Below are 19,469 nucleotides of genomic sequence, written 5' to 3'. Positions count from 1 at the left end.
CTCTCCCGGCGGGAGAGGGGAGCTATGTCGTTGAACTTTCGGGGCCACCGGGAACCAGTCCCCTCTCCCCCCGGGAGAGGGTTAGGGAGAGGGGCGGTCAAACAGCCCCGTAAATCAATTGGTCTTGTAAGTGGCCAGCTTCACCTTCAAAACATGCGGCTGCTCAATAAAATTCAGCCCCCAGTCCGTCTGGTCCCCGTTCCAGACACGCTCGAAGACCCATTCGCCATCTTCGAAATGGCCTTCCTCGACGCGCTCGAACAGATACTTTTCGCCGTCCAGTTCTTCACTGGGAGAGAAACTGACCCGCGCGCGGTGGCCCACCACCAGGTATTCGTCCTCACCCAGCTCCGCAATAACCGCGCCGCCGGAAGCCGGGTTGTTGCCCTGGGGCGGGTCTATCCAGAAGGCGGGGCGGCCGTAGGTGACTTCCGCGGTCCAGTCACCCAGGTTCTGCCGCTGGGTATAGTCCTCCGGGTCCTTTTCCGGCTTCTCTTCGCCGTCGCTGCCCTTGGCATTCCACAGCTCGCCATCCGCCTTGTAGGTGTCCACCGGCTCGGAAAAACCCCAGGTGCGGTGGTTCAGGCTGATATCGGCCCACTCGGAACCCATGGGGCCGAACACCCGATAGAGTTCTGCGAACGGCTCGATGACTTTCTCGTCCATTCTCTCGGCGCCCAGCGGGTAGTTGGAGTATTTGGTGTCGTCCATACCGAAGGGCGCGAAGCCCAGGGCGCCGTGGCCCATGGCGTCGAAGATGTAGCGCACATAGGGCTGGTCGTTGCCGATCTCGGCGATATACAGCGGGTTGTCTTCGCGCGCATAGAGTTCCATCACGCGGGTGGCGGTCTTGTGATCGCGGAAATAGATATCCGGGGAAATCATGTCGATATGCGGCGCGGCGGATTTCCAGATATGAATGACATTGTCGGTAGCGCCGCCGCTGGAGTATTGGCCCGGCTCGCCCGGATTGAACGGGTTACGCAGCGCCACATTCACGTACATCGGCAGCGGATATTCGGCCTTGCCCGCCGCGGTGATTTCATCCACATAGCGGCCGATATGCCAGGCATGGAAAAATTCGTCGGCGTCCTCGCCGAACACTTTGCGCCAGCTGCCGGCTTCTTTGTTCACATCTGTCAGCAGTTTTTCCGGTACCGGTTGTCGGAAAATTTTCTCGGCTTTTTCGGAATAATCCCGCGCGGAACCGTAGGTGCCCACTTCATTCTGCACCTGCACGGTGATCACGGTGCGCTCCTCGTCCACTTCTTTCAGGTGCCGCATCAGCTGTACAAAGGCCCGCTTATCCGCCTCCAGGGTGCTGCGGTAGTGGGGCGACAGGGAGTTCAGGGTTTCGCCATCTTCGGTCTTTACGCGCGGGAAACGCTGGTTGTCCAGCTTGACCCAGGAGGGCGCATAGTGGGGGGCATTGTTCTTCCAGGTGGCGAACCACAGCAGCACCAGCCGCACCTGCTTTTCGCGGGCCTGTTCGATCAGGGTGTCGACAAAGGAAAAATCGAACTCGCCCTCTTCGGGCTCCACCTGCTCCCAGGCGACGGGAATCACCAGGGTGTTGGCCTGCATCTTTTCCACCACCGGCCAGACATCCGGCAGTGCCGCCGGGTAGTTGGCGGAGTTGTTGGTCTGTGCGGCGAGAATCAGGTAGGGGGCATTGTCCACCATCAGGGTGTAGCGGCCGTTGCGCTCCACGATTTCCGGAATGGGTTCGGCGGCGCTTGCCGGGTTCAGGGAAACGGCGAAAAATAGTCCGGCCAAACACGAAATGAATTTTCTGGTATCTGTTTTCATTAGTAATTGATAATAAGTCTTGAGAAAAAGGGGGCCCTTGTGAGCCCCTTCAAGCGGTCATTGACGAGGGTCAGAAAGTTACCCGCACACTGGCTGCGTAGCGCACATCCTGGGAGTAGGTGTACGCGTGACGCTTGCCGATTTCGCCCTGGTCCATCAGGCCGACGGTTTCTTCCTTGGTGAGGTTGGAAGCCTCAAAGTTGACTGAGATATTGTCGGTGACGTTGTAGCCCATGGACAGATCCAGTTGGCCGTAGTCGTCGTTGTAGATCGGCAATTGCCAGTTGATATCGTTGGTAGTGCCATTCCAGCCGGTGGGGCCCACCGCGACAAGGTATTCGCTGCGCCAGTTCCAGGCCAGGCGGGTATAGAAACCGTACTTCTCGTACATGCCCACCAGGTTGTAGGCATTCTTGGAGATACCTTCGGCGGGCAGGTCACCGTATCCGGATGCATCGGTATTGGTAGCTTCCGGGCCCTCCAGGTTGCTGTCGACATAGGTGTAGTTGGCCTGTACGCCGAAACCGTCCCAGGGTTCGGGAAGGAAGTCGAAGAACTTGGTAAAGCCTACTTCGGCGCCTTGTATCTCGGCGGTGCCCTCGTTACCGACCCATGTGCTGACTACGTCGAACCCTTCGACAGTGGTATTTTCCACTCCTGTGGTGAAGTACTCGGAGATATCCTTACGGAACAGGCTCAGGTGAGCCATGCCGCCGTTATCGTCGAAGTACCACTCGGCGGACAGGTCGTACTGGTCGGCCTCCATTGGTTCCAGGTAAGGGTTGGTTTCATCCGTGCTCAGGTTGAACTGGGTTTTACCCAGGTTCTGGAGGTTTTCCAGGGTGACCTCGGAGGGATCGGTGGGAAGTTCCTCACCTTCCTTGAGTCCGCCCGACAGGGTTAACTGCGATTTCAGTTGCCAGAACTCCGGTCGCCAGATGGCTTTCGAGGCGGCGAAGCGGAACACCAGATTGTCCGATGCATGCAGGCGCAGGTTCAGGCTCGGGAGCAGATGGTCATAGTCATTCTCTGCCTTGAGGTCCGAGCTTGCCGCCGGCAGAAGGTTGATGGTCTGCAGGTTGCCCGCTTCCTCGGAGCCCACATCCACTGACCAGTTCTCGATCGTGAAATCGCCGTCGGCCACATTCTCGGTGCGTACGTAGCGGAGCCCCAGGTTGCCGTCTATCGGCATGGGCAGGTCGTCGAGGGCGAAGTTGACCCGTGTGTAGAGCGCCTGGGTGCTCTCTTCCTGCTCGTTGATATTGCCGGGGTTATCGGTCAGGTTGAGCGCATTGTTCCAGTCGAGCCCGCAGCAGCCGCCGGGGGAGTTGGCCACGATGCGATCGGTACTGGCTCTGAAGTCGTCGAGCAGTGCCGGGTCCAACAGGAAGGCCGATGAAGGTACGTTCGCATCACCGCGCTGGAAGCTGCCGTAGGAAACGGGCGTCAGGTCGCCGTCCGCGACATCCGGGAAGGGATAATTTCCGCCGGCCGCGTTCCAGGGTTGGTATCGGGCCGCCCAACTGGCGCCTTCCCGGTTGGTGGCGGATTTGTCGCTGTAGCGGGCGCCGGCCTGGACGGAACGCACGAGGTTGTTTTCAAATTCGTACTCCAGGTCCAGGCGAGCGGCGGTGGATTCGCCTTCGTTGTCGGAGGGAAGCGACTGGATCTGGCCGTAGCTGTAGTTTGTCGGGTCCGAGAGGAAATCCTCGCCGACGGAGACGGAGGGCGTGCCGTTCAGATTGCCCACTTCAATGGCCTCGGGGAAGGCCACCAGTCCGAGCGTATAGTCCTCTGTCGTCGAGGTGGACTCGACACGCTGCAGGTCGGCCTTTACTGCCAGGCGTTCCGTGGCCTGCCACTCCATGCCCAGGGCGAAATCCCTGGTCTCGGCGGTGTTTTTGGAATAGCGGGTGCTGGTGCCGAAGGGCATGCCCCAGAGTTCGTCGACCTTGGTTTCCGCCCCGTTTGCCGGATCTCCGTCGACGTCTTCGTGCAAGTCGGAGATTTTTGCGGCCAGTGTGCCGGAAACCAGGGCCCCTTGGTCGTCGTAAACCCAGTCGTCGCGCTTGAGCAGGCTATTGGAATCGAAAGCATCGACGAAGAACGCCGCTTCGTCCCAGTACTGCTCATGCTTCGAACGGAAAGCGGTGGCGTAGAGCTCGAGCTCTTCACTGGGAGCCCACTGCAGGGCGAGGTACTGGCCGTCGCGCTCGCGCTGGTAGTCATTGCGGCGCCAGTCGGATCCGCGCGGTACCCAGACGGTCTGGTCTTCCTCGATATTGTCGCGGGGGTGGTATGCACGAGTGTAGATATTGTCGGCGCGGCTGGAGAGGTCCGAAGTGGACAGGTTGACGAGTACGCCGAGTTCACCCAGGCCGGTTTCCCAGCGGTCGCTGAACAGCGCTGAATATTCGCCGTTGGTCTCTTCGATCTGATCGCCGTAGTTGCCCTTGACGGTAGCACTGAACAGTTGCCCATCGCTGTCGAACGGCATGCGGGTGCGCAGGTTGACGACACCGCCGAGACCGCCCTCGATCATGTCCGCTGTGGGGCTCTTGTAGGTGTCGACGCCGGCCATCAGTTCGGCGGGTACATCGTCAAAACTGAGGCTGCGGCCGCCGTTCGCGGAGAAGACATCGCGACCGTTGAGTTCGCTGCGCACCTGGCTCAGGCCGCGCACGGCCACGCCCGAGCCCTCGCCGGCGAAGTGTTCCGGATCGCTCATATTGTCGTAGCGGGTAACCGTGACACCGGGGACCCGCTGCAGGGCCTGAGTAATACTGCGGTCCGGCAGCTTGCCGATATCCGAGGCAACGATGGAATCGACAACCTGGCTGGCGTCGCGCTTGATGTCCTGCGCGGACAGGATGCTGGCCCGCTGACCGGTCACCACCACTTCTTCGAGCAGGGTTGCGTCAAGCTCGTTCTCTTTTTCTGTGGCGGCGTCCTGGGCGGTTGCCAGCGCGCCTGCGGCCATCAGCGAAATCCCGGATGCCAGCCGGACAGCACCGGCGGCTCGATGAATGCAGTACGGCAGTATTTTTCTTGAAAATGACTGATTGTTTTTATAGGTCATTCTTCTTCTCCCATCATTGATTGATCAATTTACCCCAAAGACTTTTTCTTACCGCTGTTGTCGCTATTTCCGCGTGACCGGCGATTCATTAGGATCATCGGCCTCGAGGAGATAGCGTTCTCCCGCCTGTGCGCTGAAGATTCTTGTTGTGCTTTCCTGGCGCAGGTTGAGAATTTTGTTGTCGCCGATTCGGCGCAATGTGTATTCGTTTTCTGAAGGCAGCTGCAGGCGCAATTCTCCCGAGCGGCCGCTCTCGATTTCCGCCTGCTGCAGTTCACGCTCCCGCCACTGCATATCGATGGTGATATCGCCGCGGGCGCGCAGGCCGGTGACCGAGCCGCTGGCCCACGCTTCCGGCACGGCCGGCAGCAGCTGGATATCTTTGCCGTGGGACTGCAGCAGCATTTCCGCCACGCCGGCCGTCGCGCCGAAGTTGCCGTCTATCTGGAAGGGCGGATGGGTGCTCCAGAGGTTGGGCAGGGTGCTGTCCTTGAGTTGCGCGGCGAGAATCCGGTGGGCGCGGTCGCCGTTGCGCAGGCGCGCCCAGAGGGCGATTTTCCAGGCGCGGCTCCAGCCGGTACCGGCATCGCCGCGGGCTTTCAGGGAGGTGCGTGCGGCGTCCAGCAGGTCCGGTGTCTGTGCATCTATGCGGTCGTCGGGGAAGAGGGCGTAGAGTTGGGATACGTGGCGGTGCCGGCTTTCCGGCTCGTCCAGATCCGCTTTCCATTCCTGCAACTGGCCCCAGCGGCCGATGCGCAGGCCCGGGTCGAGGTTTTCCAGGGTGCGGTTCAGTTCGGCTACGAAGGCGGTGTCGCCCAGCAGGCTGGCGGCGTCGCGGGTGTTGCGCAGCAGTTGCGAAACCAGCTGTTGGGACATGGCGGCGCCCATGGTGAAATCGCCGTGTTCCGGGGAATAGCTGGGGGAGACTGCCAGTTGGCCGTCGCGCGGGTCTTTTACCAGTGCGTCCAGCCACAGTTGTGCGGCGCCTTTCATGACCGGGTAGGCCCGTTCGCGCAGGAACTGTTCGTCGTTGTTGAAGCGGTAGTGCTGGTAGAAATGGTCCGCCAGCCAGGCGCCGGCCTCCGGCTGCCAGAAGGCGGTGGGCCAGTCGATGACGCCGGAGAAGCCCCAGATGTTGGTGTTCAGGAACAGGGTCCAGCCGCGGCTGCCGAGGAGTCTCTGCGCGGCCACCGAGCCGGGTTGCTGCAGGCTCTCGACGAAGTCGAACAGCGGCGCGGTGGTTTCCGACAGGTTGGTGACTTCCGCCGGCCAGTAGTTCATCTGCAGATTGATATTGGCGTGGTAGTCGGCGTTCCACGGCGGCGTGGCGGAGTTGTTCCAGACGCCCTGCAGGTTGGCGGGCAGGGAGCCGGCGCGGGAACTGGCAATCAGGAGGTAGCGGCCAAACTGGAAGTAGAGGGCTTCCAGGGCGCGGTCGGCGGTTTGGTTGCCGGTGCCGTAATTTTCCAGCCACTGGTCGATGGGGGGATTTTTTCGGCGGGCCTGCGGCCCGTTGCGGAGCTGGCGGCGGGGGGCCCCGAGCTCGGCGCGCCCAAGGTTCAGGTCAACACGATTGAAAAGGGATTGGTAGTCGGCGGTATGGTCTGCGCGCAGGGCTGCATAGCCTTTTTCGGTGGCGCTATCCAGGCGCGCCTGCACCGCCTTGTGGGGATTCCGGCCGCGATATTCGGGGTAGTCCGCCGCGTAATCGGTGCCGGCTGCCAGCAGTAGGCTGGCGCTGTCGGCGCCGGTTATGCGGAGCCCGCCGTTTTTACCGGCGGTGATGCGGCCGCCGTCGGTGACAATCTGTAGTTGGGTTTCGTATTGGAGTCCGTTGTCTTTGAGGGCGCCGCGGACCGCGATGCGTCCGTCCCGAACCGCGATATCGGCGCTGCGGTTGTCGGGGATCTCCAGTTTGGCGGAGAAGGTGATGCTGCCTTCTTTATCCGCATCGAGGTGCACGGCGATCACGCCGTCGGGGTAGCTGGCCAGGTATTCGCGGGTGTAGCGGATGCCGTCGGCGGAATAGCTGACTTGTGCGGTGGCGTCGGCGAGATCGAGTTCGCGGCGGTAGCCGGAAACCTGTTCCAGTCGGGGAAACTCCAGTTGCAGGGTGCCGAAGCTCTGGTAGTTGCCGTAGCCGGTGATCTCGCGGCCGAGTGTTTCGGCCACCTGTTCCGGCGCCAGCCGGCCCTCTTCGCGCAGGGTCTCCTGCACTTGCGCGAGGGCGCGGGTCCGGGGTTTTTCCGGCAGGCCGAAATCGTAACCCTGTTGCGATCCGGGGCCGCCGGTCCACAGGGTCTTTTCGTTGAACTGCAAATGATCGACGGCGATGCCGCCCTGCACGGCGGCGCCCATGGCGCCGTTGCCGATCGGCAGGCTCTCTTTTTCCCAGTCCTGCGCCGGTTTGTCGAAGTGGAGCGTCAGCGGCGTTTCCGCCACGGCAATGGCGGGCGCGCAGACTGCGGCCCATAGCAGCAGGCGGGCGAGGTTGTGGCGCGGCGCGGCGCACAGGGCCGCTCGGTTGTCGGTTCGGGTCATCGCTGTGTCACGCTCGTTATTCTTGTGGCCACCCCCCTACAGGGGCAGCTATCCAGCGTATCTGCGATCAAGGTATCATCGCGTGTAAACGTTTACAATATTTATATCAATTATATGCTAATTGAGTGGCGCCTCTCGCAACGAGGCTTGCCATTGATCGCCAGAATGCCCGAGTGAGTGCTTATATAAAGGCATAAATGTTTGCCGAAGAGTGGCATAATCGGGCGCGACGCTTGGCGGATGCCAATTTATTTGTCATATTATTTGCTTGCCGATGGAAGGGGATTGAATTGTGGACAGACAGCAGAGTGGACGTAACCTGACCCAGCAGCTGGTACATGTTCTGGGCGCTGCCATCGCCAGCGGCCGCTACCAGCCGGGGGATGGACTGCCTTCGGAGGCGAGCCTGTGTGACGAACACGGCATCAGTCGCAGCGCTACCCGGGAGGCAATCAAGATGTTGACGGCGAAGGGGCTGATCACCTCGCGCCCGCGCCAGGGGATCCGTGTGCAGCAGCGGGCGCAGTGGAACCTGTTTGACCCGGATGTACTGGGCTGGATCCTGAATGCCAGTCCGTCTCTGGAAATGCTGCGGGAATTCCTGCAGTTGCGCATGGCGATCGAAAAGGAGGCGGCTGCACTGGCGGCAACGGATCGGGACCGGGTGAAAATCGCCGCGATCGGTGTGGCGCTACAGCAGATGAAAGAGGCAGAGGAAGGCCTGCGCGATCCGGTAGAAGCGGATATCGCGTTCCATATCAATATTCTCAACGCCACCAACAACCCCTTTTATATCCAGCTCAGCAGTTTTATCGAGACGGCGCTGCGGGTGAGTATCCGTTTTACCAACCGCATCAAGGGGGTGGAGACCGCCAGCTACGCGAACCACAAGAAGCTGTTCGATGCCATCGATCGGGGCGAGATCCTGGCCGCGCGCGCGGCCTCCGCGGCGATGCAGGCGGAGGCGCTGGCGCTGATAGAAGGTGAGCTGGACCGGCGCGAGATCGAGGTGAATGCGGCCACGGCCTGACCCGATTCCGCTGCGCGGCATCCGGTCTGCGGCAGAAGCGGAGTAGGGCGCACCCTGCGAGGTTTTTGCGGCGCGGGAAGGTTTAATTCTCCCGATAGATGTGGAGCCCGAGCACCGCGCCGACGAATCCCCCGGCGCTGCGGGTGCTGAGTACTTTGCCATCCGCATCCAGCAGTAGCGGTGTCCAGCCCTCGCCGGTGCGGTAGCGGAAATCGTAGCGATTGCCGCGGGCGTCGATTCGCAACTCTATAGCTTCTCTGTCTTCTGTCTCGAACGGCGCGGAGGCAATGACTTCTCCCCGCGCCGGCTGGTCGGCGCCGGCGCGCCGGGCGACAATCAGTTGTGTTTTCCCTTCCCCGTTTTTCTCCAGCCCGAAGAAGTAGAAGTGTGCGTCGTTCTGGAAGGCCGCCATGCCGGCGCGGTCGCCTGGCTGCGCTGGCCGATAGTGCATGGCCGTGGAGGCGGAGGCGCGTAGGTGTTGCTGGCGCCGGGCGATAAACGATGGCCGTGCGCGATCCCCCAGCCCGTCGCCGTGGGCGCGCAGGGTCAGTGAGCCGGGATTGCTGTCCAGGCTGTATCGGGGCTCGCCTTGCGGCTGGCGCGGAGACAGCCAGTAGTCAGCCAGCTTTTCGCTGTCGAAATCATCGCGCAGGGTGAAGTTGCCGGTGGTTGGCATCGGCGGCTCTGGCTGTGGTTTCAGTGCGGGTCGCTTTCCGCTGTAGGGCACCTTTTCGTTCCCTTCGGTAATCACCGGCCAGCCGTCCCGCCACTCCACCGGCATCAGGAAGGTTTCGCGGCCGGTGTTGTAGAAGTCGCCCTCGTAGGGGCGCACGCCGAGGAAAGTCGCCCACCAGTTGCCCTCGCCGTCCTGCACAAAATCTGCGTGGCCCACGGAGGTGATGGGGTTGTCGCGCGCCGGATCCAGGTGGCGCTGTGTCAGGATGGGGTTTCTGTTCCAGGGTTTGAAGGGACCGAATACCGATTCCCCCTTGAAAACCACCTGTGAGTGCTCGACCGAAGTGCCGCCCTCGGCGGCAATCAGGTAGAGTTGGCCGTCGCGGCGGAATAAATGCGGCCCCTCGATCCACACCGGTTTTTCCTCGATATCCACCCCGCCGTTGACGACCATTTTGCGCGGGCCGATCAATTCGAGCTTTTCTGCATCGAACTCCTGTACCCACAGCGCCCGGTGGCCGTCGTAGAGTGGCTCGCCGGCCGGGGCGTCGTTGTTGACGATATAGGCGCGGCCGTCGTTGTCGAAAAACAGCGACGGATCGATGCCGCCCATCTCCGGCAGCCATACCGGATCGGACCAGGGGCCGGCGGGATCCTCTGCGGTGACGACAAAATTGCCGCCGCAGTCGACGCAGGTGCTGACCAGGTAGAAAGTACCGTCGTTATGGCTGATCGCCGGCGCGAAGACGCCGCGGGAAATACCGAGGTTCTTGAAATCCAGCTGTGAGGGGCGGTCGATTACATTGCCGACCTGGGTCCAGTTGACCAGGTCGCGACTGTGAAAAATGGGGATGCCCGGGAAGTAGGAAAAGCTGGAATTCACCAGGTAGTAGTCTCCGCCCACCTGCACCACGCTCGGGTCCGGGTAGTAGCCGGCCAGGATGGGATTGCGGTAGCTGTTTTTGTCGACGGGCTTTTCGAAGACCGGGTCGCGGCCTGTGTATTCGAACCAGTCGAAGGTGGCGTGGGAGCCGGGGGACGGTTCGGCGCCGGCAGTGTTGGAAAACAATAGTGCCGCGGCGAGGGCGGTGGCGATGGTTTTGTACATTGTTATTTTCTCATTGTTGTCTTTGCCGTAGATTGGAGTGAGCGCAGCGAAGTCCAGCATTTTGGGGCCTGGCTTTTCACTTCGGTGGCTGTTCCTTCCCCCTCTCCCAGTGGGAGAGGGGAGCTATGATTTCGGGTTATGGGGAATGTGGATACTTTTTCCGAGTCCCCAGACTTTCTTCCCGGTTTAGATCTCGCCGCGAATATTGGGTTTTACCTGTTGGTGGTAGTAATCTGCCAGTGCTCGGTGTTGTTCCGGTGACAGTGACGGCAGCTCCGCTGCGCGGATATTGCTTTCGATCTGCTGCGGCCGCGAGGCGCCGGCGATAACCGTGGAGACGGCCTCGTGATCCAGAATCCAGCGCAGCGCCCACTGCGCCATTTCCGCGTCTGTGGGCAGCAGGCCGCGCAAGCCCTCCACCAGTTCCACGCCTTTTTCAAACGGAATGCCGCCGAAGGTCTCGCCCACGTTGAAGGCCTCGCCGTCGCGGTTGAAGTGACGGTGATCGGAGGGATCGAACCGGGTGTCGGCGGTGAATTTCCCCGAGAGCAGGCCCGAGGCCAGCGGCAGGCGCACGATAACGCCGACATCCTTATACCGCGCCTCGTCCAGCAGTCCGCTGGCGGCGTCCTGGCGGAACAGGTTGAAGATGATCTGCAGGCTGGCGAGCCCGTCATGCTGCAGGCACAGCCGCGCTTCGTCGATGGTTTCCACGCTGGCGCCGTAGTGGCGGATCAGCCCCTCGGCCCTGAGGTCCTCTAGCCAGGTGAAAATCGTTCCGTCTCGCATCACCTCGGCGGGAACACAGTGGAGCTGGGCCAGGTCGATGGTCTCCACGCCCAGGCGCGCGCTAGAGGCCTGCAGGCTCTCGCGCAGGCCGTCCTTGCTGTAGCCGTCCGGGTAGAGGGCCGGCGAGCGTCCCAGCTTGGTGGCCACTGTCAGGTTTTCCGGTTTGTGTGCAAAGTTGCCGATGCGCTCTTCGCTCAGGCCGCCGCCGTAGACATCGGCGGTATCCCAGAAATTGATACCGTTATCCGCCGCGGCCTGCAGAATGGCCCCGGCCCGTTCGCCTTCGAGTGGCCCGAAGTCGCCACCCAGCTGCCAGCAGCCCAGGCCGATCTCACTGACCCGATAGCCGGTTTTGCCGAGTCTGCGTGTCTGCATTTTTTACCTCCAATCAATAAGCAGTTCCCTCTCCTCCCGGGAGAGGGTTAGGGAGAGGGGAGAACATCAGTGCTCCGCGTCCCGCGGCCAGTCATCGGTGCGGAAGGGAGCGGCCGGTAAACCGGCGCTGTTATAGAGATTGGCGTTCTCCGGGTTATCCGCCCAGGCGTAGCGCACGGCCACCGGGTCGTCCACTGCGTCGCTGTGCAGTATGACGCGGTCGCCGACGATCTCGGCCTCGGCCCAGTGGAATTGTCGATCCTCGCCGGCCAGTGCAAACTCCCGCAACGGGCCGCCGCGGGCTGCCAGCCCATCGCCGATACCGGAAAAGCGGAGCAGGGCGCGGTCGCCGTCGATTTTCATCGATTCGAAGCGCGGGCCGCTGCCGACGATGTCCTCGCCGTACACCCTTTGCTGCGCGGCCAGGGCCAGCCTGTCGCCGACGGTTTTCTTGTCGAGCGCGTGGATATCGTTCCACTCGCCGACGTCGATGGCCACGGCCATGGCGGTGTCGGGCAGTGCCAGCGCGCTGGCCTGGGCCTCGCGCAGGCGCGCCCAGTCGCTGTCGCCGGGGGCATTCCTGGCTTCGAGGAAATTGGTCAGTTGCACGAACAGGAACGGAAAATCGCGCTGCCAGCGGCTGCGCCAGTCGCGGATCAGTGTGGGGAAGAGTTGCCTGTACTCCTCTGCGCGGCCCACGTTGGATTCGCCCTGGTACCAGATGGCGCCCCTGATCGGGTAGTCGAGCAGCGGGTGGATCATGCCGTTATAGAGGCCGGTGGGTTTCCAGCGCACGAAGGTCTGGTCCGGCGCCGGTTCCGCGGTGGTGCCGATCCTGTACTGCCAGTCGCCGCGCAGGTCGATATATTTGTGGCCGAAGCGCAGCCGGTAGGGTTTGTCGGCGACAAAGCCGCCGCGGCCCCGCTGGTTGATGACGCGGATGGCGATGGTGTTCTCGCCGGTGTCCAGCAGCTCCGCCGGCACCGGGTAGCGCCGGCGCGGATAGAGGTAGGTGGTGTTGCCGACTTTCTCGCCGTTGATATAGGTGGTGTCCGCGTCGACGATTCTGCCCAGCGCCAGCATCGCGTCCTGTCCATCCAGGTGTTCCGGCAGCGTGAAGGTTTTGCGCAGCCACACGGCGCCGTTGACGATTTCGCCCTCGGTATCGGCCCAGTAGCCGGGGACCTCGAGGGTTTTCCAGTCCGATGTGTCCAGTTCCGCGGCGGCCCAGGCGGGCTCGCCGCCGTCCAGGCCGGCGTCGCGGCTGTCGACCCGGTTGTGCCACCGATCGGAGCGGGCCTTGTCTTCCCGCTGGATGTGTTCGATCAGGGCGTCGTCCTTGAAGCGTTGCAGTTCCTTGTAGTGTTGCGGGAATTTTTTCAGCGCCTCTTCGCTGAGCCAGGCCTCCGCCGGCGAACCGCCCAGGCTGGCGTTGATCACGCCGATGGGTACGCCCCGCTGCGCGTGCAGCCGCTCGGCGAAGAAGTAGCCCACGGCGCTGAATGCCGGCAGGTTTTGCTCGCTGGCGCGCTGCCACCGGCCGCCGTCCAGGTCCGCCTGTGGCGTTTTGAAATCGTAGCGCTGCGGTACTGCGAACTGGCGGATTCTATCGGTGTAGTGCAGGTCGATGGAGGGACCATAGGGGGGCAGTATGCGCCGCAGCGGGTATTCCATATTCGACTGGCCGGAGGCGAGCCAGACATCGCCGATCAGGATATCGTCGATGGCGATGCTGTTGTCGCCCTCGATGCGCATACTGTGCGGCCCGCCGGCGGGCTGCTCCGGCAGAGTCAATTGCCAGTTGCCGCCGTCGTCTGCCTCGGTGCGGTAGGTCTCCCGATCGAACTGTACCGAGACCGACTCGCCCGGATCGGCCCGGCCCCAGATTTTCAGTTCTGTATCCCGCTGCAGCACCATGCCGTCGGAAATCAGTCTGGGCAGTGTGACTTCGGCCTGTAGTGGCGCGGACAGCAGTGCGGCGAGGGCGGGCAGCAGCCAGCGGCGGTTTTTGTTGCGATTCATGGTAGATGCTCCGGAAAAAATGCCCTCCCCCGCGAGGGGGAGGGGAACTACCGCATGGTACAACGCGGGGACATCAAGAGAGTTCTTCTATCACACGACCCAAATACAGTGGTGCGCACGGCGCACCCTGCATCTGGATGCCGCTACCGGATCAGGTCCGGCATGACGCTCTTTCGCCGGAATGACGGCGGTTCTGGTTTTTCATTGCGACTCCAGCAGTGATTGTGCGGCGTTGGCCAGGAACAGGTAGCTGGCGCCCACGGTAATCACATATTCGTTCTGGCCCCAGAAAAACGGCCAGTTGTCGCGGTTTTCGGGCAGGTCCGGCGGCAGTATCAGCGCGCCCGGCACCACGCCGCCGGGGATAAAGGAAAAGTCCGCGCGGTTGGAGCCGTAGGCCACCGTCTGCGAGCGGGCGCCGACACCGGAAACGAACGAGTAGCTGCCGCCGGGACGGGTGCCGAACAGGTAGTTGAGGCCGCGGTAGACGCGCTCGTCATCCACCAGTTCCGGGAAGGCGCGGTGCAGGTAGTAGTTGGCGATGGACGCATAGACCACGGCTCCGTTACCGGCCCAGCCGAATTCGGTAATCGGTACGCCGAAGGGGTTTTCGCCGTCCATCTGCCGTTGGTTTTCCGCGAAATCCGCGGCCAGTTCGCGGATCTGTGCCCGGTAGTCGTCGCCCATCAACGGCATGGCCTGTACCAGCGCGGGCACATTGAAGGCGAAGTTGTCGCGCACTTCGGGCAGCAGTTGGCGCACGCCGTCGGCGTACTGCTGGTCGCCGGTACTTTTCAGCAGTTCTACCGCGGCTTTCAGTTGTTCCTCCGGCAGGCGGCCGCCGGTGGTGTTGCCGTGGCGGAACAGGGCCGGCTCGCGGCTGTGCTCGTCGCGCCAGACCCGCTGCGCGGTCTGCAGGCTCTCCGCCGCCAGTTCGTCGTTGTAATCGCGCAGCGCGCGGCCGGCGGCGGCCAGGGCGGCGGCGGAGCCGTAGTTCAAGGCGGTACTGCGGTTGGTGAAGGCCCAGCGATCGTCGAAGACGCCGCTGTGGTCGCCGTCCCGGTTCAGGGTGCGGCGCGGCGGGCGCGGCGCGTTGGTGTCGGCGGCAAACAGTTCGCCCACCGTGCGCTCGTCAGCCAGGGGATCCAGCTCTGGTTTGTAAACGAGGTTGTCGGTTTTGGTGGAGCCGTCGCCCAGGTGCGGGTACTGGTACAGGTGCGCGGCGACGATGCCGGGAATGGCGTGGCCCAGGGCGCGGTGTTGGGCCAGCAGCGCCAGGGTGCCGTGCTCGATCTGTTGCAGTATGTCCTGTTTGCCGTCCGGCAGGTGAATTTCCGCGTAGCGCTTTTCCTGGCTGACGGTGGTGTTGTCCCGGGCGATGCCGAATTCCTCGAAGGCGTGCACCAGTTGCCGCACCGCGGCGTACTGGGACTGGGTGCGGATGTCGTAGTCGCCGGCGTCGTACCAGCCGCCGCTATCCAGCCCGGGAATATGCTCCAGCGGCTCGAATTCCGTATCCGTCTGCGGGCCCTGGGCGTAGAGGTCGAAGTGTTCGTAGTTCACCGGCGCCTGCAGGGCGTCGTCCAGGTGGGAGGCGCCGTGCCAGACCCGGTAGGCCTCGCGCACGCGCATATGGTCCATCTGCACCGGGAAGAAGACGTCCAGGGTCGGCTGCCAGACGGAGGCGAGAACATCCTCGCCGATCGGGAAGGGCGCGCTGCGCTGGTCGCCGTACTCGATCCGGTAGAGGCCGGGCTCGGTGACCCGGCTGAAATCGAACTCGGCGTAGTCGTAGCGCAGGTAGCGGCCGCGATCGCGCACCGCGGCGGCAAACTGCTCTTCCCCGCTGCCGTCGGCGGTGATTTTCAGCAGCCGCGCCTCGGGCCGCGCGGTATCGTTCCTGTCCAGTTCGATCAGGGCGCGTTTCTGTTGCCGCGGGTGATAGCCCACCTGCGAGTGCGTAATCACCGGCTCGCGCAGCCAGTCCGGCCGGGTATTCATCTGCAGGTGCCATTCTGCTACCACGCCGGTGGCGTCCGCCGGCAGCAGGCTGCGCACCACATACCAGCCGTTCTGCCCCTTGGCGCGGCCGTCGAACAGCATCAGGTCGGCGGTGGATTCTGTGGCGCGGATACGCACCCGGCGCCCGGCGTCTTCCGGCGCCAGTACCAGTTGGCGCCCGCTGGCCAGCGGGCGCGGCTGTGTCTCGCCGTTGTCCCGCATGGTCATGCCGCCGGCGGCGGCCCGGGGCAGCAGGCCGCTGTCTTCGTCCATCAGGAAGGCGCGGCCGAAGTATTCCGCCGGGATGAATTCCAGGTTCAGGCCAGCGCGGCCGGCCAGTGGGTCCGGCAGCGGCTCGTCCAGCACAACGCTCAGGGCGAAGCCGTCGTCGCGGGCCTCGCCGCGGATATGGTAGGAGAAGTCCAGCGTGTCGTAGCGCATCTCGACATCGATGCGCCGACCCTCGCGCTGAACATCCCGCGATACCATTTCCGCCATCGGGTCCCACTGCTCCGGCGTGTGGTGCAGGCGCACATCGCCGTTGGTGGCGGTGCGCACGCCGTGGTGGATGAGTTCCACGCCACTGGTCTTGGCATCGTTGAAGGTGCCGCCGGTCGGGTTGCTGAAGACCAGTACCTCGGCGCCGCGACTTTCGAAATAGTCGCTCTGGTTGAGTGCCAGTTTCTGGGCCGACGCTGGCAGGGCGGTGGCACAGGCGAACAGGGCGGCGAGCAGGGTGCGCGCGCCGTGAGCGGTGAATCGGGATTGCATGGTTATTTCCGTCGGAGACTGCGGGGGCCTGTTCCGGGCCCGGCGCCTGCCGGGCGCGGCCGCCCCTGTGTGAGTGGCGGTGTGGAAGAGGGCGGAAGCCGGCAGCAGCATTGCTGCCGGCCCCGCGCTTCCACCACCCTGTGGAGAGTCGGGGTACAGAGCGGGTGCGGAGTCCGGATTAGGGTCGGAGTGCTTCATCGCCGAAATGCCGAATTATTTTTGTCGTTTCCGGGAGGCCGGTCTCGCCGAGACCGGTCCCACTCTGGTATTAATGATAACGCTACCACTGCGTGTAAACGTTTACAAATCACTTGGGCGTCAATTGATGCCAACTCGACGGGTGGCTCGGCTCAAACAGATCGTTTAATAACCAATTCCGATTCGCGGCTTTACAAAATTGCTCGATTTTCGGGCATTTCGTGACCGGAATAGTGCCCGGAGACTCGACGGCAGCGGCGGTTGGGGAATTCTGCCCCGGGGTGATCGCGAATTCGCAAGGGAGGCTGGTCAATGCAATATCGGGAATTGTCGCCCGGGCGCGCGCTGCGGCCGTTCGTCAACTGTTTCTGGATGATCAGCGCACCGCAACCCTTGGAGCTGAGTGACCGCACCCTGCCCGACGGTTGCCAGGAGATCGTGTTCAATATCGATACGCGCGTGTTGCGCCGCGATGGTGTCGATGATTTTCACGCCAATCCCGCCGTGGAGCTGGTGGGGCAGATGAGCCGACCCTACGAGCTGCGCACCTGTGGCAGCCAGCACTATTACGGTATCAAGTTTTTCCCCCACAGCTTTTCCCGGTTTACCGGCGAGTCCATCTGGGACCTGCGCGACCAGTCCATCGACCTGCGCCTGCTGTTTGGCGATTCGCTGCTGGCGCTGCGGGATGCGGTTTTCGCGAAGCCGACACTGGAGCGGTTCGCGGCGATCGCGGAAAACTTTCTGTCACAGCAACTGGCGCGCCGCGGGGAGGTGGGGCGCGGCTACCGGCTGGTGGAGGCGGCCGTGCGCGCGCTTTTCTGCGCGGCGGAGCCGCCGCGTATCGAATCGCTGTGCGCGGCGCTGGGAGTCAGTGATCGCTATCTGCAGCAGCAGTTCCGGCAGCGGGTGGGCCTGACACCGGTACAACTGCTGAAGATGGTGCGTTTCCAGAAAAGCCTGCACGGCCTGACCCGCTCCACCGTACCCCTCACCGAGCTGGCCCACCGCTGTGGCTACAGCGACCAGGCCCACTTTTCGCGGGATTTTCGCACCCTGGCCGGTATCAGCCCGTCCGCGTACCGCCGCCTGGAAACACCGCTGACCGGATTCTTTCTCGGCGAGGAGAGCCGGGCCTATCTGTGCAATCTGGGCTGAACACCGATATCCCTTCGCTTTTCTTCAAGCCCCGCTTTCTTTCGCCGTGATATTGATTCCGCTCCCGTCGATTGCCCGGCCGTTTTTGGCGATCGGAAACTGTTTCACGGATCATCGAGGAGAGGAAAAGTGACTGGCAACACGAAATATCGATTGGTGGCACTACTGCTGGCGATTGCCCTGCTGTACTGGGTGCCGTCGCGGGCGGCGGAGCTGCCGCGGGTACTGCTGCTGACCGGCAGCGGTGAAAACCGGCAGCAGCACGGCTATCCCGACTGGCAGCCGGAGTTATTCAGCCGCGATATAGCGCGGCTGCTGGAGGGTATTGCCGAGGTGGAGGTCAGCGAGGATCTGTCGTTGCTGAACGAGCGCACGCTGGCGGACTACGAGCTGATCATCAACAACTCCCTGTTCCTGACACCATCGCAGGAGCAACTGGATGCCTTTTTCAATTTTATTGCCGGGGGGCAATCCTACCTGGCGCTGGACATGGGGCTGGCGAGTTTCCTGAATGCGCCGCGCTACCGGGAGCTGATCGGCGGCCACCTTGTCGGCGGCGACGGCCCCCACGAGTACGAAGTGTTTACCTTCGACGCCTGGTACGGCTACGACTACAACGACCAGCAACAACACCCGGTGGCCCGGGGCCAGCCCAACTTCCGCATTCACGACGAACTCTTTGTGGTCCAGCCCGGCACTGACGAGATAGAGGTGATCGCGCGCGCGGAAAATCACCCGGTGCTCTGGTGGCGCCCGTGGCAGGAGGGGCGCGCCATGGGGATGGCGCTGGGGCATAAACGCAGCGCGATTGAAAATCCCGGCTACCGGCGCCTGCTGCGCAACAGTGTTCGCTGGCTATTGGGTTACCCGATTGTGGAGCAGGTTGCGGAGGGGGTTTTTCCGCGGGGTACCGGGGAGGTGGATGACTATATCGACCTGAACCGGATCAGCCACCTGGCCGGCGACAGTGAAGGGCTGCGTTATCGTATCGCCGGTAATTCCAATCCACAGCTGGTGCAGGCCGTCGTCGACGAGGCCGGTCGCGTCGATCTGGCGTTTGCCGATGGCGGCAACGGTTCGGCCAGCTTGAACGTGGAGGTGCTGAGCCCGCGGGGCCTGGTCGGCAAAACCGCCTTCGAGGTTTCCGTGCGGCCGCCGGGCAGCGGCAACCTGGCGCGCTACCACGGTGTTTCTGCGGTCAGCTCTTCCAGCGAGGTGCGCAAATACACCGCCGACCCGGGTTTTGTGCGCGATGGCGACGAGGGTTCCCGCTGGTCCAGCAATTACGAGGATCACAACTGGATCTATCTGGACCTGGGTGAATCTTATCGTATCGATAAGGTGAAGCTGCTGTGGGAGGGCGCCTACGGCCGCGACTACGATATCCAGGTTTCCGGCAATGAGCGCGAATGGTCCACGGTGCACCGCCAGCCGGACGGCGACGGCGGTGTGGACGAGATTGAACTGGATCCGGTCGACGCCCGCTATGTGCGCCTGCTGGCGCGGGAGCGCGCGACCCGCTGGGGGTATTCGCTGTACGAGTTCGAGGTCTACGGGGATCTGCCGAATTAATAATGGCCGATGCGGAGATTTATGTAGGGTGCGCCGTGCGCACCATTGATCGCGTAAGCAGATACCGGGGCGGCCCTGCTGCCGGTAGCTGTTTGCTCAACAGCCTCATCGGCACAAATCGGTAGGGCCGAAGGCGCCGTGAATACATGGAGCGGCCGGACCAGCCGATTTGAACGCCGCAGGCGCCCGAAGGGTGAGGGACATGGATATCCCGAGTTAATCGTTTCACAAACAGCTCCCGGCAGCAGGGCCTTCGCATCTGGTCTGGATATTCTTTTTGGCATTGATCGGGCCGGTGCGCAGGGCGCACCCTACCCGACTTTCGGGAGAAAAAAGCGCAG

The 19,469-nt window shown here is 62.8% G+C and carries 10 protein-coding genes; 3 read left to right on the top strand and 7 right to left on the bottom strand.

Annotated elements, in window-relative coordinates; all coding sequences use genetic code 11:
* Positions 1 to 114 precede the first annotated feature (114 nt).
* The 3 genes from OQE62_RS04765 to OQE62_RS04755 all read right to left on the bottom strand — a co-directional run bounded on the left by OQE62_RS04765 (position 115) and on the right by OQE62_RS04755 (position 7,429).
* Complete coding sequence (locus OQE62_RS04765) at positions 115 to 1,776, bottom strand: DUF5597 domain-containing protein (protein WP_265720855.1); 1,662 nt, start codon at positions 1,774 to 1,776, stop codon at positions 115 to 117.
* A 103-nt stretch (positions 1,777 to 1,879) separates the two neighbouring features.
* On the bottom strand, positions 1,880 to 4,789 hold the full coding sequence (locus OQE62_RS04760) for a TonB-dependent receptor (protein ID WP_265720854.1): 2,910 nt from the start codon (positions 4,787 to 4,789) through the stop codon (positions 1,880 to 1,882).
* Between the two features lie 162 nt (positions 4,790 to 4,951).
* The gene (locus OQE62_RS04755; RefSeq protein ID WP_265720853.1) at positions 4,952 to 7,429 is read right to left on the bottom strand and encodes a glycoside hydrolase family 95 protein; all 2,478 of its coding nucleotides are present in this window, start codon (positions 7,427 to 7,429) and stop codon (positions 4,952 to 4,954) included.
* A gap of 292 nt (positions 7,430 to 7,721) precedes the next feature.
* On the opposite strand from OQE62_RS04755, the gene OQE62_RS04750 reads away from it, so the two are divergent.
* Positions 7,722 to 8,459: a FadR/GntR family transcriptional regulator gene (locus OQE62_RS04750; protein WP_265720852.1), complete on the top strand. Its 738-nt coding sequence runs from the start codon at positions 7,722 to 7,724 to the stop codon at positions 8,457 to 8,459.
* 82 nt (positions 8,460 to 8,541) lie between these two features.
* Here the strand turns inward: OQE62_RS04750 and OQE62_RS04745 are convergent, their stop codons facing one another.
* The 4 genes from OQE62_RS04745 to OQE62_RS04730 form a co-directional block, all read right to left on the bottom strand.
* Positions 8,542 to 10,242 carry a glycoside hydrolase family 43 protein gene (locus OQE62_RS04745; protein WP_265720851.1) on the bottom strand — a complete coding sequence of 567 codons (1,701 nt, stop codon included), beginning with the start codon at positions 10,240 to 10,242 and terminating at the stop codon, positions 8,542 to 8,544.
* A 186-nt stretch (positions 10,243 to 10,428) separates the two neighbouring features.
* Positions 10,429 to 11,406, bottom strand: a complete 978-nt coding sequence (locus OQE62_RS04740; protein WP_265720850.1) for an aldo/keto reductase — start codon at positions 11,404 to 11,406, stop codon at positions 10,429 to 10,431.
* Positions 11,407 to 11,472: 66 nt separating this feature from the next.
* Positions 11,473 to 13,428, bottom strand: a complete 1,956-nt coding sequence (locus OQE62_RS04735) for a sialate O-acetylesterase (protein ID WP_265720849.1) — start codon at positions 13,426 to 13,428, stop codon at positions 11,473 to 11,475.
* 201 nt (positions 13,429 to 13,629) lie between these two features.
* Positions 13,630 to 16,200, bottom strand: a complete 2,571-nt coding sequence (locus OQE62_RS04730; RefSeq protein WP_265720848.1) for a glycoside hydrolase family 9 protein — start codon at positions 16,198 to 16,200, stop codon at positions 13,630 to 13,632.
* 510 nt (positions 16,201 to 16,710) lie between these two features.
* Between OQE62_RS04730 and OQE62_RS04725 the strand changes: the two genes are divergently transcribed.
* Together OQE62_RS04725 and OQE62_RS04720 are read left to right on the top strand one after the other, a co-directional pair.
* Positions 16,711 to 17,556, top strand: coding sequence for a helix-turn-helix transcriptional regulator (locus OQE62_RS04725; RefSeq protein ID WP_265720847.1), 846 nt, complete (start codon positions 16,711 to 16,713; stop codon positions 17,554 to 17,556).
* 129 nt (positions 17,557 to 17,685) lie between these two features.
* Positions 17,686 to 19,128, top strand: a complete 1,443-nt coding sequence (locus OQE62_RS04720; protein ID WP_265720846.1) for a discoidin domain-containing protein — start codon at positions 17,686 to 17,688, stop codon at positions 19,126 to 19,128.
* Positions 19,129 to 19,469: the final 341 nt, after the last annotated feature.

This window comes from Microbulbifer halophilus (assembly GCF_026183675.1).
GTDB classification, from domain to species: Bacteria; Pseudomonadota; Gammaproteobacteria; order Pseudomonadales; family Cellvibrionaceae; genus Microbulbifer; species Microbulbifer halophilus.
The sequence above is the reverse complement of the archived record's forward strand: the minus strand, read 5'-3'. Positions and strand labels throughout refer to the sequence as shown.